A 15,487-nucleotide genomic window follows, 5' to 3' on the forward strand; every position below is an offset into this window, starting at 1 on the left:
ACCCGGCCTAACCTTTAAAATGTCAGCAGAAAATCAGAACGCGTCCGCAGGCAGCGCCATCATGCTATCCGCACCCGACTGGATGCGCGCGAGATGGGCGGCACTTTCCGGCATAATACGCTCGAAATAGTACCGTGCAGTGACGAGTTTCGCTTCAAGATAAGCCTTGTTGCCTTCGCCTGCCGCCAGCTTTTCTTCTGCGACCTTGGCCATGCGGCCCCACATCAGCCCCAGCGCAACCAGGCCGAACAGATGCATGTAGTCATTGGACGCAGCACCGGCATTGTCGGGCTTCGCCATGGCATTCTGCATCAGCCACATGGTGGCGGCCTGAAGATCGTTGAGACCTTTCTTCAGATGCTTGGTGAAGAAGGACAGCTTTTCATTGTCGCGATTGGCTTCGCAGAATTCGCCCACTTCCTTGAAGAAGGTCGTAACAGCACGGCCGCCATTCAGCGCCAGCTTGCGGCCGACCAGATCGAGCGCCTGAATACCGTTGGCGCCTTCATAGATCATGGCGATACGCGCATCGCGCACATACTGGCTCATGCCGTGTTCTTCGATATAGCCGTGGCCACCGAAGACCTGCTGAGCCATGACGGCATGTTCAAAACCCTTGTCGGTCAGAACGCCTTTCAGAACCGGCGTGAGCAGACCGACCAGATCGTCGGCGGCCTGACGCTCGGCCTCGTCACCGGAGCGGTGCGCAATGTCGGAGTTCAGCGCCGTCCAGAGGATGAACGCACGGCCTGCTTCGTTGAAAGCGCGGATCGTCATCAGGTTCCGACGGATATCCGGATGCACAATAATCGGATCGGCCTTCTTTTCCGGCTCTTTCGCGCCGGAAAGGGCGCGGCCCTGAATGCGCTCGCGGGCATAGATCGCTGCATTCTGATAGGCGGTTTCGGCGATTGAAAGCCCCTGCAAGGCAACGCCCAGACGCGCCTCATTCATCATGGTGAACATGGCGCGCAGACCCTTATGCGCCTCACCGATCAGGAAGCCGGTCGCCTCGTCGTAATTCATGACGCAGGTGGAATTGCCGTGAATGCCCATCTTTTCTTCAATAGAACCACAGGAAACGCCGTTGCGTGTGCCCGGATTGCCATTCTCATCCAGAATGAACTTCGGCACGATGAAGAGCGAAATGCCCTTCACGCCTTCCGGTGCACCGTCGATACGGGCGAGCACCAGATGGATGATGTTGTCCGACATGTCGTGTTCGCCAGCCGAGATGAAAATCTTCTGGCCGGAAATCTTGTAGGAGCCGTCGCCCTGCGGCGCAGCACTGGTGCGCAGAAGGCCCAAATCCGTGCCGCAATGCGGCTCGGTCAGGTTCATCGTGCCGGTCCAGGTGCCTTCCACCATCTTCGGCAGATAGGTATCCTTCTGCTCATCCGTGCCGTGCGCGAGGATTGCGGCAATCGCGCCCTGCGTCAGGCCGGGATACATGGTGAGCGCCATATTGGCGGACGACATATATTCGCCAACTGCGGTGTGTAGCAGATAAGGCAGGCCCTGGCCGCCATATTGCTCCGGCACGGCGAGGCCGAGCCAGCCGCCTTCGCGGTAGAGATCGAAGGCTTCCTTGAAACCCTTCGGCGTGGAGACACTGCCATCGGAGGCGCGCTTGCAGCCTTCGCGGTCGCCGCTGTGATTGACCGGAAACAGGGTGCCCTCAGCGAGCTTCGCACCTTCCGACAGGATCGCCTCGACCACGTCGGGCGACGCGTCGGCAAAGCCCGGCAGATTGTTGTAACGCTGATAGTTCAGAACGTCGTTGAGTACGAAATTCGTATCTTCAACGGGCGCGCGATAGCTCGGCATCAAAATCCTCCAAATTCATCACCTGAGCCAGCCCCGCGATAGACGGATACCGGCTCCAAACCGCGTTTCACACCTGCTGCCTGCTTTATTAGAAAAACATCGTGACAGCCGATATGTTGCAACAAAAAAGGACGTTCTCACTCGAAAACCTGCCATTTTTGCAGCATTCTGGCCAGCCTCAACCCAATCTCAGGTCGAGCCGGACCAGTTCGGACTCAAAACTAGCGCAGTTTGACGTTTCCGTAAACGTCAAAATTTCGCGAGCAGATGCGTTGCGTGAGAAGGCAGTTTTGCGGGGGCCAAGATGGCCACGTGAATAGAGACCGCAGCAGTATGGCAGAAGCCTTTCGTCAAACCAAAAACTCGCCCGCAACAAGCAAGACCATACAAGCGATCGCTAATGTAAAATTGCCACCGCTCTTTTGCCGTTTCGCGAAGTAATAATTACTTCAATAATAAGCTGCCTTCATAAAAAGGCGCATTTTAAAAAATTGGGAGAAGTACAATGCATACTAAAAGCAATCCTGCGATCAAGTCCGCGGTCGCATTTGAAGATGTGTTAAAGGGTCTTTCTGCAACACTCACGGCACCAGACAATACTGAAGACTGCCCAGGATTTACAAAGAGAAAATAATTAAAACTCTGCTTAAGCTCATTAATCAATGCTGGATGGAGATTAGGGGGTAATTCACCCCCTAATTTTTCAATTGGAAAGGATGACTTTCATGACGAAACATTTTGAAACACCGGTTATCTTTTCGCTCGATCCAGAGGCGGCAATTGATTTCTGCGATCAGTATTTGACGAAGAACGGCATCATGCTCTCGCTTGCAGATTTGCGCGACAAAGAGCTGACGGCGGACCTGGCAAGTCAGGCAGCATACGTTTTTGCCGATTTGCTCACAGACCTGCAATTTCAGTTGGATAGCCTCGAAATCGGGATCGTCGCGGTCGATATTCCATCCATCTTTGAAGATGCCACATTAGACGCCACTGCTGGAGCCTTGTTAGGTATCGCGCTGATTCAGGCGCTTATGCCGACCCTTTATGATGGGAAAAACCAGACACCATTTTCTGTCTTTACGACATCGACAGATAGCCGCCAAAGGCTGGAGCGCGTCGGCTTGCAGGATCTGGTTCCGTTGGGCCGACTGGAGTTTCACTCCGACAGTTCTATCACCGGAAAGACCGTGTCCGTTCCCGACTATATAGCGCTTTATAACATCGCCATTAACTTTGAAGAGCGCGGCTGTTTCCACTGGGTGCCGACATGTAAAATCGACGGCATTGCCGAGCTTGTGAACAAGGTTGGCTTATCGAAAGAATATTATTTCAAGCTCAACCCCGCCGTCTACGAAGATGGGCAGAATGATGTGATGGTCATAGAGCATCGCGTCAAAGCGGCCATTTTCAGCAGCGCCCAGAATGGTTCTACCACGACCTATATGAGCGGAAGTTTCGACGGGACCGTCGGTGAAGAACACACAGAATCCCGCGATCTTTTCACCGATATCGTAGACGCCATATCAGCAAACAAATTTCGTTATTCCATCCCGCAGGAAAGCCGCAGGCTGCTTATAATGAATAACGCAAACGGCTTTCATGCCCGCGATGGTTTTGAAAAGCCCTTGCCCGACGTTTCCGTCAACCGGGTTTACCTTCGCTGCACATCGGTGGCTGGCAAGGTGGTCGGCGAAGTTTTGGATGAGTGATGCAGCCAAGCTCTCAACCAGCCAAGGCTGACCAGTGCCCACTCAGTGGCTCAGCAGCGTCTGCATTCGGTCCTGATGGTGCAAGCCCACTTCCCGGACAATCTCGGCAATCTGCTTGAGTTGGGACGACAGCGGATTGCTTTTGCGCCAGACCAGACCAATCGTTCGCGACGGACGCGGCTCGGCAAGGCGGAACATGCAGACATTCGCCGCGAGCGTTTCCGTATAAACAGCCATCTCCGGCACGAGCGTGATGCCTATACCTGCGCCCACCATCTGGACAAGCGTAGACAGCGAGCTGCCTTCCATCAGTTCGCGCGGTGGCGCATCCGCAATATTGCAGAAAGACAGGGCCTGATCGCGGAAACAATGCCCTTCTTCCAGAAGAAGCAACCGCATTTCATGCAGTTTTTCGGCGCTTGGAACCGGCTTGCCCGCATCTTCCAGCGGGCGCATCAGCACAAATTCCTCCTCAAAGAGCGGCACTTCCTGCAAGGAAGGCTCGGAAATCGGCAAAGCGACGATCGCCGCATCCAGCCGCGCTTCCAACAGGTCTTCGATCAGCTTCTGGGTGATTGCCTCACGCGGGCGGGGCTCCAGCCCCGGATAACGCTGGGTCAGCGTCTTGATCACTTCCGGCAGAAGATAAGGCGCAACCGTCGGGATCACGCCGAGACGCAGACGACCGGTGAACGGGCCATGCGCCGCACGCGCCAGCTCTTCCAGCTCGTCAACCGAGCGCAAAATGCCGCGCACCCTTTCCGCGAATTCCTCACCGAGCCCGGTCAGGCGGATTTGCCTGCCGCCACGCTCCACCAGCGGCGCGCCGATCAGGTCTTCCAGCTCCTTGATCTGCAAGGACAATGCGGGTTGAGAGATGGAACATGCCGCCGCTGCACGCCCAAAATGGCTCAATCGCGCCAGCGAGTCGAAGTAGCGGAGGTGTTTCATCGAGAGGCCAATCATAAGCTCAGCATATCGCAGCCTTTAGAATATACAATTGGAATTTATCGAACGCATTGGTTACCGTACCCATACTGACTGTTGGTTCCGGAGTGACCGCCTTCATAATGCGGTCGCTTCGGCGTGCCAGTGTCAGCCGCTCGTTCTATTTAGCGAAAGCCATCTTTGGGAAAGCCATCGGAGAGCAATCATGGACGTAAAGACGAAATCGGCCGGAAAATGTCCGGTCATGCATGGCGGCAATACCGCGCTTGGCAATTCTGTCATGGAATGGTGGCCCAATGCGCTGAACCTCGACATTCTGCACCAGCATGACACCAAGACCAATCCGCTGGGCAAGAACTTCGATTACAAGGAAGAACTGAAGAAGCTCGACGTGGAAGCTCTCAAGACCGATCTGCGCGCACTCATGACGGATAGTCAGGAGTGGTGGCCTGCCGATTGGGGCAGCTATGTCGGCATGATGGCTCGCGTGACCTGGCACGCCGCCGGTTCGTACCGCACCTCTGACGGTCGCGGTGGCGCCAGCACCGGCAACCAGCGTTTTGCTCCGCTCAATTCCTGGCCGGATAACGTCAACACCGACAAGGGTCGCCGTCTGCTGTGGCCGATCAAGAAGAAGTACGGCAACCGGCTTTCCTGGGCCGACCTGATCGCGCTTGCCGGTACGATTGCCTATGATGTCGCCGGTCTCAAGACTTTCGGCTTCGCCTTCGGTCGCGAAGATATCTGGGCGCCTGAAAAGGACACCTATTGGGGTGACGAAAAGGAATGGCTGGCGCCAAGCGACGGTCGTTACGGCGATGTGACCAAGCCGAGCACGCTGGAAAACCCGCTTGCTGCGGTCCAGATGGGCCTCATCTATGTCAACCCGGAAGGCGTCAACGGAAAATCCGATCCGCTGGCAACGGCAGCGCAGATGCGCGAAACCTTTGCCCGTATGGGTATGGATGATGAGGAAACCGTGGCTCTGACCGCTGGCGGCCATACCATCGGCAAAACCCATGGCAATGGCGATCCGGCCAATCTAAGCCCTGATCCGGAAGATGCAGGCCCTGAATATCAGGGACTGGGCTGGATGAACACCAAGGGCCGCGGCATTGGTCGTGACACGGTTGTTTCGGGCCTCGAAGGCGCTTGGACCACCGAACCGACCAAGTGGGACAATGGCTTCTTCGAGATGCTGTTCAAGCACGACTGGCATCTGGTGAAGAGCCCGGCTGGCGCATCGCAGTGGGAACCTGTTTCGATTGCCGAGCAGGACAAGCCGGTTGACGTGGAAGACCCGTCGATCCGTCTGAACCCCATGATGACCGATGCGGATATGGCGCTGAAGGTAGATCCGATCTACCGCGCGATTTCCGAGCGTTTCATGAACGACTTTGACGCGTTTTCGGAAGTCTTTGCCCGCGCATGGTTCAAGCTGACCCATCGCGACATGGGCCCGAAGACCCGTTATATCGGCCCGGATGCGCCGACCGAAGATCTCATCTGGCAGGACCCGATCCCGGCTGGTCGCACCGATTACGACGTAAAGGACCTCAAGGCCAAGATCGCCGTTTCCGGTCTTTCGGTTTCCGATCTGGTTTCCACCGCCTGGGACAGCGCCCGCACCTATCGCGGTTCGGATTTCCGCGGCGGTGCAAACGGCGCCCGTATTCGTCTCGCTCCGCAGAAGGATTGGGAAGGCAACGAGCCGGAACGTCTGGCCCGTGTTCTCTCGGTTCTGGAACCGATTGCAGCGGCATCTGGTGCAAGCCTGGCCGATGTCATCGTGCTGGCTGGCAATTATGGTGTGGAACAGGCAGCCAAGGCCGCCGGTGTCGACATTGAAGTGCCATTCGCTCCGGGACGCGGCGATGCAACGGCCGAGCAGACCGATGCTGAAAGCTTCGCTCCGCTTGAACCGCTGGCAGACGGTTTCCGCAACTGGCAGAAGAAGGACTATGTTGTCAGCGCCGAGGAACTGCTCCTCGACCGGGCACAGCTCATGGGCCTCACCGCCCCTGAAATGACGGTCCTTGTCGGCGGCATGCGCGCCATCGGCACCAACCATGGCGGCACGTCGCATGGCGTCTTCACGGACAAGGTCGGCGCTTTGACGACGGATTTCTTCGTCACACTCACCGACATGCATAATTCGTGGGTTCCGACGGGCGAAGGCCTCTACGAAATCCGCGACCGCAAGACCGGTACGCCGAAGTTCACCGCAACACGCGTCGATCTCGTTTTCGGTTCGAATTCGATCCTTCGCGCCTATGCGGAAGTCTATGCCCAGGACGACAGCAAGGAGAAGTTCGTGAAGGACTTCGTTGCCGCCTGGACCAAGGTGATGAACGCCGACCGTTTCGATCTGGCATAAACACTGATCCGACGAAAAAGCCTCCCCCGAATGTTCGGGGGAGGCTTTTTTTATGCGCCTCGCTGAAATGGCTTCAGCGAGGCATGTTTCCTTACTTCGCCACGTCGATGGCAGCGCTCAACTCTTCAACCGCCTGATCCGCCGTCAGCTGACCGTTGAACTGGCGGGTGATGACATCGAACATCGCATTCTTGATCGCGGTCGGCTGTGCGTGCGATTGCGAGAAGGAGCCGAGCAGCGATCCGCTCTTGTCGGCGGCGGCCAGATCCTTGATCGCCTTTTGTCCGCATTCGTCGAATGCCGTGGTCGGCACATCGGTACGCGCCGGTGCCGAGCCTTTCACCACATTGAAGGCCGACTGGAAATTGACGTCTTCCACAGCGGTTGCGAGTGCAAGCTGCGCCTTGCGCTTGTCCTCACCCACTTCAAAGACAGCAAACTGATCGGCATTGAACGCCACGGAACCTTCCGTTCCGGGGAAACGACCGCAAACGAAATCAGCGCCGGGCTTTTTTCCAGCCTTGGTGAACTCGCCCTTGGCCCAATCGCCCATGAACTGCACGCCCGCCTTGTCATCAATGACCATGGCCGAGGCGAGATTCCAGTCGCGTCCCGAGAAATTGTCGTCCACATAAGTGCGTAGCTTCGCCATCCGCTCGAATACCTGCTTCATGGTATCGCTCTTCAGGGCTTCCGGATCGAGATCGATCAGCGCCTTCTTGTAAAAATCCGGCCCGAACGACATCACGACACTGGTGAAGATAAGCGCTTCCTGCCAGGGCTGTCCGCCATGGGCAATCGGCGTGATGCCCTGCGCCTTGAACTTGTCCAGCAGCGCGATAAGCTCATCCCAGTTTTGCGGTACTTTTCCGCCAGCCTTGTCGAGCGCGGCCTTGTTGTACCAGGCCCAGTTGGTGGAGTGCACATTGACTGGCGCAGCGATCCAGTGGCCGTCATATTTCGAGAAGTGCTGGATTGCGGGCGGGATAACCTTATCCCAGCCTTCCTTGTCGGCTACCTCGTCCAGATTGCCGAGCACGCCCTGCTGTGCCCAATCCAGAATATCGAAGCCCTGCATCTGCACGGCAGCTGGCGGATTGCCCGCCGTCACACGGGCGCGCAAGGTCGTCATGGCAGCCTCGCCCGCACCACCTGCAACCGGCATATCGACCCAGCCAATACCTTGTTTCTGAAGGTTTTCCTTCAGGAGATTAAGCGCTGCGGCTTCGCCGCCCGAAGTCCAGTAATGGAGGACTTCCACGCTTTCCTCGGCCTGCGCAAAACTTGCCCCACCCAAAATGCTGACACCCGCCAGCAGCATTCCCATCATCAAGCGCATTCTCATATCTCCTCGTTAAGAATGATGTAACTTATCATGGACTTGGGCGAACGAAATTCACTATAGCGTTGGCGCGAACATGCTGTTGGCTACCAGCTTACACTTCATCTTTCAGCGTTTCTTTCTGCGTAATGAGGCGCGCCGAATGCTGCCCCGAAATGAAGACCCAGAGCCAGCTGAGCGCCACCGCCAGACGGCTGCGCGTACCAATGAGAAAATAGATATGGGCAAGCCCCCATATCCACCAGGCGATCCAGCCCTTCAAACGCAATGACCCGAAATCGATAACAGCCGCGCTTGGGCCAATGGTGGCAAGGTTGCCAAGATGCTTGTAACGGAAAGGGCCCGGTGCCGCACGATTGGCAAAGCGCGCATTGATCACCTTCGCCACATATTTGCCCTGCTGCTTGGCGGCAGGCGCAATGCCCGGCACCGGCTTGCCATCAGCGGTTTTGACCAGAGCCGTATCCCCGACGATGAAAATTTCGGGATGGTCTTTCACCGTCAGGTCCGGTTCAACTACGGCGCGGCCTGCGCGATCCTGCTCGGCGCCCACCCATTCGGCGGCTTTTGATGCCTGCACACCCGCCGCCCAGATAACAGTGCGGCTGGCCACCTGTTCGTCACCGATGGAAATGCCCCTGGCATCGCAGGCCGTGACGGGCGTGCCGGTTCTGACTTCAACGCCCATTTTCGTCAGCGATTTCTCCGCATAATCCGAAAGCGACGGTGGAAAAACCGGCAGAATGCGCGGCCCTGCTTCGACGAGAATGATACGTGCTGTGGACGTATCGATATTACGGAATTCTTTGACCAAGGTGCGGTGAGCCAGTTCCGCAATGATCCCCGCCAGCTCCACGCCGGTCGGCCCCGCACCAATGATGCTGAATGTCAGCAGCGCCTTGCGAACCTCGGGATCGGTTTCCAGCTCGGCCTGCTCAAAAGCCAGTAGAAGACGACGGCGAATTGTCGTTGCGTCTTCCAGCGCCTTCAGGCCCGGTGCATAGGGCTCCCACTCGTCGCGTCCGAAATAGGCGTGCCGCGCACCGGTCGCCAGAACAAGCGTGTCATAATCGATGCTCGGCCCATCCCTGAGATGGACCTTGCGCGCCTGCGTGTCCACGCCGGTCACTTCAGCCAACAGGGTGGAAACCTCTTCGCGATTGCGAAAAACGGAGCGGATTGGCCAGGCAATTTCCGACGTTGCAAGCACAGTCGTAGCAACCTGATACAACAATGGCTGAAAGAGATGATGATTTCTGCGATCGATGATGGTGATCGATGTGTCCGGACTTTGCAGATCTTTCGCCAGCTGCAAACCCGCAAAACCGCCGCCGACAATCACTACGTGATGCTGAACCAATTCGCTTTTCCTTTCGCAGCCTGCACCCTGTCGAGGACACACCATACACGCGAGAGCTTGATCCGCCTTTCAATAATCAGTGTTAGCGTGGGGGATGTCCGCTCGGTGTAATAAGTAGCGCTGCGCGGAAAAAAGTCAGCCCGCAGCCGATGGTCGGATGCGGGCTTTTGAAACTGAGAATGGCATTCGATAGTGCGGACTGGCCTCAGCGCAGAAGATAGGCTGGTGTTTTGGGGTCGAAGCCAACAATGCGCTGCCCCTCGGCAAAGGCTGCACGCAGCGTCTCGCGAAGCGATAGCCGCGCCGTCATGGCCGCCGCCGGGTCTGTCGCAAGCAACTGATCGATATCGGCGGGGAATTCCACACGGCGAATATCGGCGGGAAACTCAAGCTTCTGCCCTTGAGAACGCGCTTCAACGCGTGGATCGTCCAACTGCCAATCGGCCACGATGCGATCCGACGGAAGCCCCGCATTGATGCCGACCATCGGACCATAGTAATCGTTATGATAGGTGGAGGATGTGGCGCCAAGGCTTGCAATATTCAAACCGGCATTGACCGCTCGAATGGGATCATAGGTCCAGCGCACAAGCGTCACGCCTCTTGCAAGGCACCAGTCGCGCTGAAACCACTTCATGCGCGCACCTAGCTTCAGGCCTCGCGCTTCCGGCAGAACCGCCAGACGATGCGAGTGCTGAATACCCGGCGTTGCGGTCGGGAAACCGAAGATGAAACCCATCATCTTCTCGCCCTCGAAAGCGCCGGCGACAAGGCCGCCTTCATGCTGGATGGCGAGGAGCAAGTCGGAAGCATCGACAGGATCGTCGTCGCCCCAGACAAGCCGCTGCACATTTTCCGAATCCTTCATCTCGGCGAGAGATGCGAGTTCGCGGATGATGATTTCGCTCATGCGGCAAATTCCTCGCGATGGTTCGTCACCGTTTCGAGGAAGGCGTGGTCGAGGGTCACACCGATACCCGGGCCGTTTTTCGGAACGGCCATGCGACCGTTTTCGGCTTCAAGCGGTTCGTTGACGATGTCACGCGGGAAATAGCGGCTGGCGGATGACGTATCCCCCGGCTTGGTGAAATTCGCGAGCGTCGACAGGTGGATATTATGCGCCCGCCCGATGCCGGCTTCCAGCATACCGCCGCACCATACGGGCACATCGAAAGCAGCGCAGACATCATGAATGGCCCGCGAAGCGCTATGGCCGCCGACACGTCCGACCTTGATATTGATCACGCGGCAGGCGCGTGCAACGAGCGCCTTGCGCGCATCCACCGAAGAGCGAATGCTTTCGTCCAGACAGATGGCCGTCAGCAGTTTTTCCTGCACATGCACATGGTCGGTAATGTCATCGAATGCCAGCGGCTGCTCGATATAATCGAGCGCAAAGGCATCCATCGCTTTGAGAAGCGGCAGATCGGACAGACGGTAATCCGTGTTGGCATCCACGGTCAGCTTGGCTACCGGGAAGCGGTCGCGCACGGCTTGCAACATCGCAAGATCATGGCCGCGCTTGATCTTGAGCTTTACGCGCTTGTAACCGGCGTCGAGCGAAGCCGCGACCCGGTCAATGGTGGTTGGAATATCGGCAATACCGAGGCTAACGCCAACATCGATGGCATCGCGGACACCGCCAAGCGCAACGCTCAATGGCAGGTTCAGCGCTTTCGCCCAAAGGTCCCAAACGGCCATTTCAACCATGGCCTTGCTCATTCTATGCCCGCGCCACGGATCGAGAATGGCAGCGAGATCGGCCGGGCCGTTGAAGCGCTTTCCGACGATCTGCGGCAGCAGCACATCGCGCAGGAACGAGAGCGAGCCGGAGATGGTTTCTTCCAGATAATCAGGCAAGGGGTCCATCACGCCTTCGGCATAGCCTTCAAGGCCTTCCGCTTTCAAGGTAAGGATCGGTATGATTTTTTCAGTCATTGTGCCGGTGGAGATCACGAAAGGCACGAGCAGCGGCAACCGTATGACCCGTATTTCAGCCGCCTCGATCTTTAATCCGGCAAAAATTGGCGCAGTCTGCATCGGACACTCCATCCGTAGGTACAAATGATCAATCTGGTCCGGGGAAATTGATGACGATCCGTCGCTTCCCTGCTTCCCCCAACCGATCGGATAAATTCCCTGTTCGCTGTCAAAAGTCCAATAGATTCGTCAGCGCATTCACTGTTGCCGATCCGGCACCGCATCCAGCGGGAAAACCGGACGTCGCAACCGGGAATAGGTGCGTCTCGACAGATCCGGCGAACTCAGACCGCCTGCATCGGTGACGATGATCTGCGTTGCAATCGGGCCGAAAGCCCCTTTGAAATGCTGCATCGATTTGACCGCAACAATTGCCTTTTCCTTCGGCTCGATCCCGACAATCCGGAATATGTTCTGATCGAGCATCTGCATCCGTTCGGAGACGATCATGATATCGATCCCGTCCACGCGCAGGCACACGGATTTTCCCGTCGTTCCGGGCAGGCCCGTAAACATCGGGCCTTCAAAGACAAAGCTGCCCTCGCTGATCGCCACGACACGCCCCGTCACCGTCAGCGGTCCACCGCCAACCGATGGATCGGACTTGCCGCCAATCGTCACCGTGATGGTCTCGCCAATTGCCTTGGTTGCAATCTCGGCCACGGCTTCCGGGTCGAGCAACGCGCCGGCGGCAGCGTTGGTCACACCGGCTTCCAGCATTGCCGCAATCAGCGCGGTGCAATCGCTATAGGCGCCCGAGCCGGGATTGTCCGAGAAATCGGCAACGACAATCGTGCCCTCGGCGTCGCGCGCCTCTTTCAGCAGCGCGATACACTCATCAAGCGGCAGCGGCTGCGACCACTGATCCTTATAAGCCCAGATTTCATCGCAGATCTTTTCCGCGACATTGCTGGCGGTTTGCCGCTCCACGCTTTTCGCATCGAAGGTCACGATGACACTCGGTCCCGCCGCCCAAACATCGGCATCGGTGAAACCGGCATTGATCGCGACATTGAGGATGCCGGGCTGTTGCATTTCACGGGCCGCACTTTCGAGCAGGCGGCACATCGGGCCGTTATCCGTCGTGCGACCGTCGTCGCAGCCAAGCAGCATCGGTGGACGCGAGATGGCGAGAGCAGGTTCGATTTCGCCCTTCATGGCCCGGTCCAGCAAAGTGCAAGCTTCAACCCCGACCTCGTTCATGTCGATATGAGGATAGGTCCTGAATGAAACGGCAATTTGTGCCAGATCGGCCAGTTCATCGAAAATATTCGCGTGCAGATCAAGCGTGATGGCAATCGGCACATCATATCCGACCACCGAGCGGATTTCGCGCAGGAACTGGCTATCGCCATCCTGATCCGTTTCCGTCACCATGGCGCCGTGCAGGGCGACGAAGAGTCCGTCAAACGGTCCGGACTCCTTCAGTCGCTGCAGGCATTCACTGGTGATTTCCACACACGCGCTTTCCAGCACCGCGCCATTCGGTTCCGCATGGGCAGCAGTGATATAGACAGGCGTCCAACCCTTTTCATCTGCGACCTTTATCGCGCCACCGACTTCCGAACCCGTGCCACGGAAATTGGCCGGAATCTCATCACCCTTGAAATAATGGGACGCCCTGAAATCGCTGATGCTTGTGCGATTTCGTGTGAAGGTATTACTTTCATTGATGAGTTCGATGATCGCAACACGATAGGACACGGGTCGACCTTTCTATTGTCGGCGAAGACCAGTCTGGATTGGTCGAGAATGAAACTGCTGAAGCCGGATCGAACCGTAAAAGCCATGCCCTCAGGCAAGACGGACACCTGATCTGATGTGGTGCTTCAAATCAGGCGTCCTTTCGGCACGAATTACTTTCCGAAGATTTCGCTGGCGAATTTCGGCTTTTCTCGGATGTCGAAGTCAAAATACTTGGCGCGGATTTTGTCATAGGTGCCGTCCGCGATAATCTCTGCAAGTGCCTTGTTGACACGCGCGCGCAGCTCTTCGTCATCCTTGCGGAACGCCATGCCAGCGCCTAGTGTGCCATCCAGCAGGAACTCGTTGCCGACGAACTCACAGCAGCTCGCACCCTTCGAAATCCAGTCGCTGAGCGCGAATTTGGATTCGAGCACGAGGTCGATACGACCGTTCTCAATATCCAGGAAGGCTTCTTCCAGCGTCGGATAGAGCTTCACCTCATTATCCGGGAAAAAACGCTGCAAAACATCGACCGCGATAGAGCCGGTCTGGGTGCCGATGACCTTGCCCTTGGCGCTCTCCGGTGTCACATCCTTCAGGCCAAGCTCCTTCAACGCCACAAACCGCATGGTGTTGTAGTAATAAGGATTGGAGAAGTTGACCTGCTGCATGCGCGATTCAGTGATGGCCATCGACGACGCCATGACATCGAATTTCTTCGCCTGAAGTGCAGGAATGATCCCGCTCCATTCATTGGCGCTCCAGACGCAATCCGCCTTCAGCTTTTCGCAGATAGCATCGCCAACATCGATATCGAAGCCTTTCAGCTTGCCGTTGGGATCGAGAAAATTAAACGGCGCATAAGCGCCTTCGGCTCCCATGCGGATTTCCTCGGCATAGGTCGGGAAAGCACCGAGCACGGCAATAGCCGCTGCAATCATTCCCATTTTGAATTGCTTATGCATGTTCCGATCTCCTGTTATTGGCCCTTTGCTGGCATCGCAGATCACCGACAATCCATGTCTTCGGGATCGTGAACCGGTGAGAAGGCTCCCCTTGGGCAACTTTTATTGATTGACGATTATGCTTGTGCCTGCGGTCGATCAATGCAAAAGATCTATTCAATGCTATTAGAAAAATTAATGATGTCATGAGCTCAAGAACGACACGCAGAAGACTTCCAAGCTTGAAAGCCTTGCGGGCCTTTGAGGCCGTGTCGCACTGCCAAAGCTTCACTGCTGCAGCGGAAGAGCTTGCGGTCAGTCAGGGCGCTGTCAGCCATCAGATCAAGCTTTTGGAACAGGCCTTGGGCTGCCAATTGCTTATTCGAGGGCCGCGCGGTGTGACCGTTACCGCAGAGGGCGCTCTGTTGACCGAAGTCTGCAGCCGCGCCTTCGATGAAATCGGCGCAGTAACCACCCTGATTGGCCAGGACAATCGAGCACAAATTCTACGCGTGCGGGCTGGGCCGTTTTTCTCAATGGAAGTGATTGCCAGCCGGATAGCCGGGTTCCTGAAACAGAACCCCGGCATCCAGCTTCATCTCAACAATCTCGATATCGATTCCATTGCGCAGGACAGGGAAGATGCGCAGATTAAATATTGTCTGCATGCGCCTCCCGGCGCCTATAGTATCGACCTGCTGACGGAAAAGCTTGTGCCGGTTTGCAGTCCCGCACTCCTGGAAGGCGTGGCAAATCCCGAGGGCCTACTCACCAACCCGGATATCCCTCGCCTACACTACCGCGACATGAGCGATTGGAAACGATGGATTGGGCAACACGGCCTTGGAGATATAGCCGCAAATTCAAACCTGTATTTGACGACCAGCACACACTACTGGCAGCAGCGCGTTCCGGACAGGGTATCGGCTTTTCTCATCGGTCGCTTCTCGAGAGCGACGTGCAACGCGGTAGCCTTGGCGTCGTGTCCGAGAAGTACTTCCAGCCAAAGGAATCCTACAAGTTCATCTGCAGCCACGAGAGCATTGCCTCTAACACAGCACTGCGGCTCTTTCGCGACTGGCTCATCGCCGAGGTTTCGACGATTAGTTAGGCGCATGGGCTCACCACGGCCTATCGCCGTTTGTTTCGTAGACATTCAGGCGTATAAACGCGGAAAGCCCCGCATTTTTTTGCGGGGCTTTTTGTTGTATTCAGATGGTTTTGGTTGCGGGGGCAGGATTTGAACCTGCGGCCTTCAGGTTATGAGCCTGACGAGCTACCGGGCTGCTCCACCCCGCGATAAACTTTGTG

Annotated in this window: 11 protein-coding genes and 1 tRNA gene; 3 read left to right on the forward strand and 9 right to left on the reverse strand. The window is 56.7% G+C overall.

The features are described from left to right. Positions 1-33: 33 nt before the first annotated feature. On the reverse strand, positions 34-1,827 hold the full coding sequence (locus tag FGI60_RS09350) for an acyl-CoA dehydrogenase C-terminal domain-containing protein (RefSeq protein WP_138784948.1): 1,794 nt from the start codon (positions 1,825-1,827) through the stop codon (positions 34-36). A 725-nt stretch (positions 1,828-2,552) separates the two neighbouring features. Here FGI60_RS09350 and FGI60_RS09355 point away from each other — a divergent pair. Beyond that, positions 2,553-3,539 (forward strand): hypothetical protein, encoded by a 987-nt coding sequence (locus FGI60_RS09355; protein WP_138784949.1) that lies wholly within the window; start codon positions 2,553-2,555, stop codon positions 3,537-3,539. Positions 3,540-3,581: 42 nt separating this feature from the next. On the opposite strand, the gene FGI60_RS09360 is transcribed toward FGI60_RS09355, so the two are convergent. Further along, positions 3,582-4,505 carry a hydrogen peroxide-inducible genes activator gene (locus FGI60_RS09360; protein ID WP_138784950.1) on the reverse strand — a complete coding sequence of 308 codons (924 nt, stop codon included), beginning with the start codon at positions 4,503-4,505 and terminating at the stop codon, positions 3,582-3,584. Between the two features lie 187 nt (positions 4,506-4,692). On the opposite strand from FGI60_RS09360, the gene katG reads away from it, so the two are divergent. Continuing rightward, on the forward strand, positions 4,693-6,864 hold the full coding sequence (gene katG, locus FGI60_RS09365; protein WP_138784951.1) for a catalase/peroxidase HPI: 2,172 nt from the start codon (positions 4,693-4,695) through the stop codon (positions 6,862-6,864). 91 nt (positions 6,865-6,955) lie between these two features. Here katG and FGI60_RS09370 read toward each other — a convergent pair whose 3' ends face one another. From FGI60_RS09370 to FGI60_RS09395, 6 genes are all read right to left on the reverse strand, one after another. Continuing rightward, entirely contained in the window at positions 6,956-8,203 is a 1,248-nt protein-coding gene (locus FGI60_RS09370) for an ABC transporter substrate-binding protein (protein ID WP_078339842.1), read from the reverse strand. 97 nt (positions 8,204-8,300) lie between these two features. Further along, on the reverse strand, positions 8,301-9,566 hold the full coding sequence (locus tag FGI60_RS09375; protein ID WP_171058739.1) for an NAD(P)/FAD-dependent oxidoreductase: 1,266 nt from the start codon (positions 9,564-9,566) through the stop codon (positions 8,301-8,303). 205 nt (positions 9,567-9,771) lie between these two features. After that, complete coding sequence (locus tag FGI60_RS09380) at positions 9,772-10,476, reverse strand: GNAT family N-acetyltransferase (RefSeq protein ID WP_138784953.1); 705 nt, start codon at positions 10,474-10,476, stop codon at positions 9,772-9,774. After that, positions 10,473-11,606, reverse strand: coding sequence for an o-succinylbenzoate synthase (gene menC / locus FGI60_RS09385; protein WP_138784954.1), 1,134 nt, complete (start codon positions 11,604-11,606; stop codon positions 10,473-10,475). The genes FGI60_RS09380 and menC overlap by 4 nt, the downstream gene beginning before the upstream one ends. Positions 11,607-11,744: 138 nt before the next feature. Beyond that, complete coding sequence (locus FGI60_RS09390; protein ID WP_171058740.1) at positions 11,745-13,250, reverse strand: M81 family metallopeptidase; 1,506 nt, start codon at positions 13,248-13,250, stop codon at positions 11,745-11,747. 152 nt (positions 13,251-13,402) lie between these two features. After that, complete coding sequence (locus FGI60_RS09395; protein WP_235889772.1) at positions 13,403-14,197, reverse strand: ABC transporter substrate-binding protein; 795 nt, start codon at positions 14,195-14,197, stop codon at positions 13,403-13,405. A gap of 185 nt (positions 14,198-14,382) precedes the next feature. Between FGI60_RS09395 and FGI60_RS09400 the strand changes: the two genes are divergently transcribed. Further along, complete coding sequence (locus FGI60_RS09400; protein WP_235889773.1) at positions 14,383-15,420, forward strand: LysR family transcriptional regulator; 1,038 nt, start codon at positions 14,383-14,385, stop codon at positions 15,418-15,420. On the opposite strand, the gene FGI60_RS09405 is transcribed toward FGI60_RS09400, so the two are convergent. Continuing rightward, positions 15,399-15,475: transfer RNA gene (locus FGI60_RS09405), tRNA-Met, on the reverse strand. The two genes, FGI60_RS09400 and FGI60_RS09405, sit on opposite strands and share 22 nt — an antisense overlap. Positions 15,476-15,487: the final 12 nt, after the last annotated feature.

Source organism: Brucella haematophila, from assembly GCF_005938105.1.
In the GTDB taxonomy this organism is placed as follows: domain Bacteria; phylum Pseudomonadota; class Alphaproteobacteria; order Rhizobiales; family Rhizobiaceae; genus Brucella; species Brucella haematophila.

Bases quoted from the DNA above. Each gene is read 5' to 3' on its own strand.
- FGI60_RS09380 (WP_138784953.1), bottom strand. From the start codon at position 10,476: ATGAGCGAAATCATCATCCGCGAACTCGCATCTCTCGCCGAGATGAAG.
- FGI60_RS09395 (WP_235889772.1), bottom strand. From the start codon at position 14,197: ATGCATAAGCAATTCAAAATGGGAATGATTGCAGCGGCTATTGCCGTG.
- katG (WP_138784951.1), top strand. From the start codon at position 4,693: ATGGACGTAAAGACGAAATCGGCCGGAAAATGTCCGGTCATGCATGGC.
- FGI60_RS09370 (WP_078339842.1), bottom strand. From the start codon at position 8,203: ATGCGCTTGATGATGGGAATGCTGCTGGCGGGTGTCAGCATTTTGGGT.
- menC (WP_138784954.1), bottom strand. From the start codon at position 11,606: ATGCAGACTGCGCCAATTTTTGCCGGATTAAAGATCGAGGCGGCTGAA.
- FGI60_RS09360 (WP_138784950.1), bottom strand. From the start codon at position 4,505: ATGATTGGCCTCTCGATGAAACACCTCCGCTACTTCGACTCGCTGGCG.
- FGI60_RS09355 (WP_138784949.1), top strand. From the start codon at position 2,553: ATGACGAAACATTTTGAAACACCGGTTATCTTTTCGCTCGATCCAGAG.
- FGI60_RS09400 (WP_235889773.1), top strand. From the start codon at position 14,383: ATGAGCTCAAGAACGACACGCAGAAGACTTCCAAGCTTGAAAGCCTTG.
- FGI60_RS09350 (WP_138784948.1), bottom strand. From the start codon at position 1,827: ATGCCGAGCTATCGCGCGCCCGTTGAAGATACGAATTTCGTACTCAAC.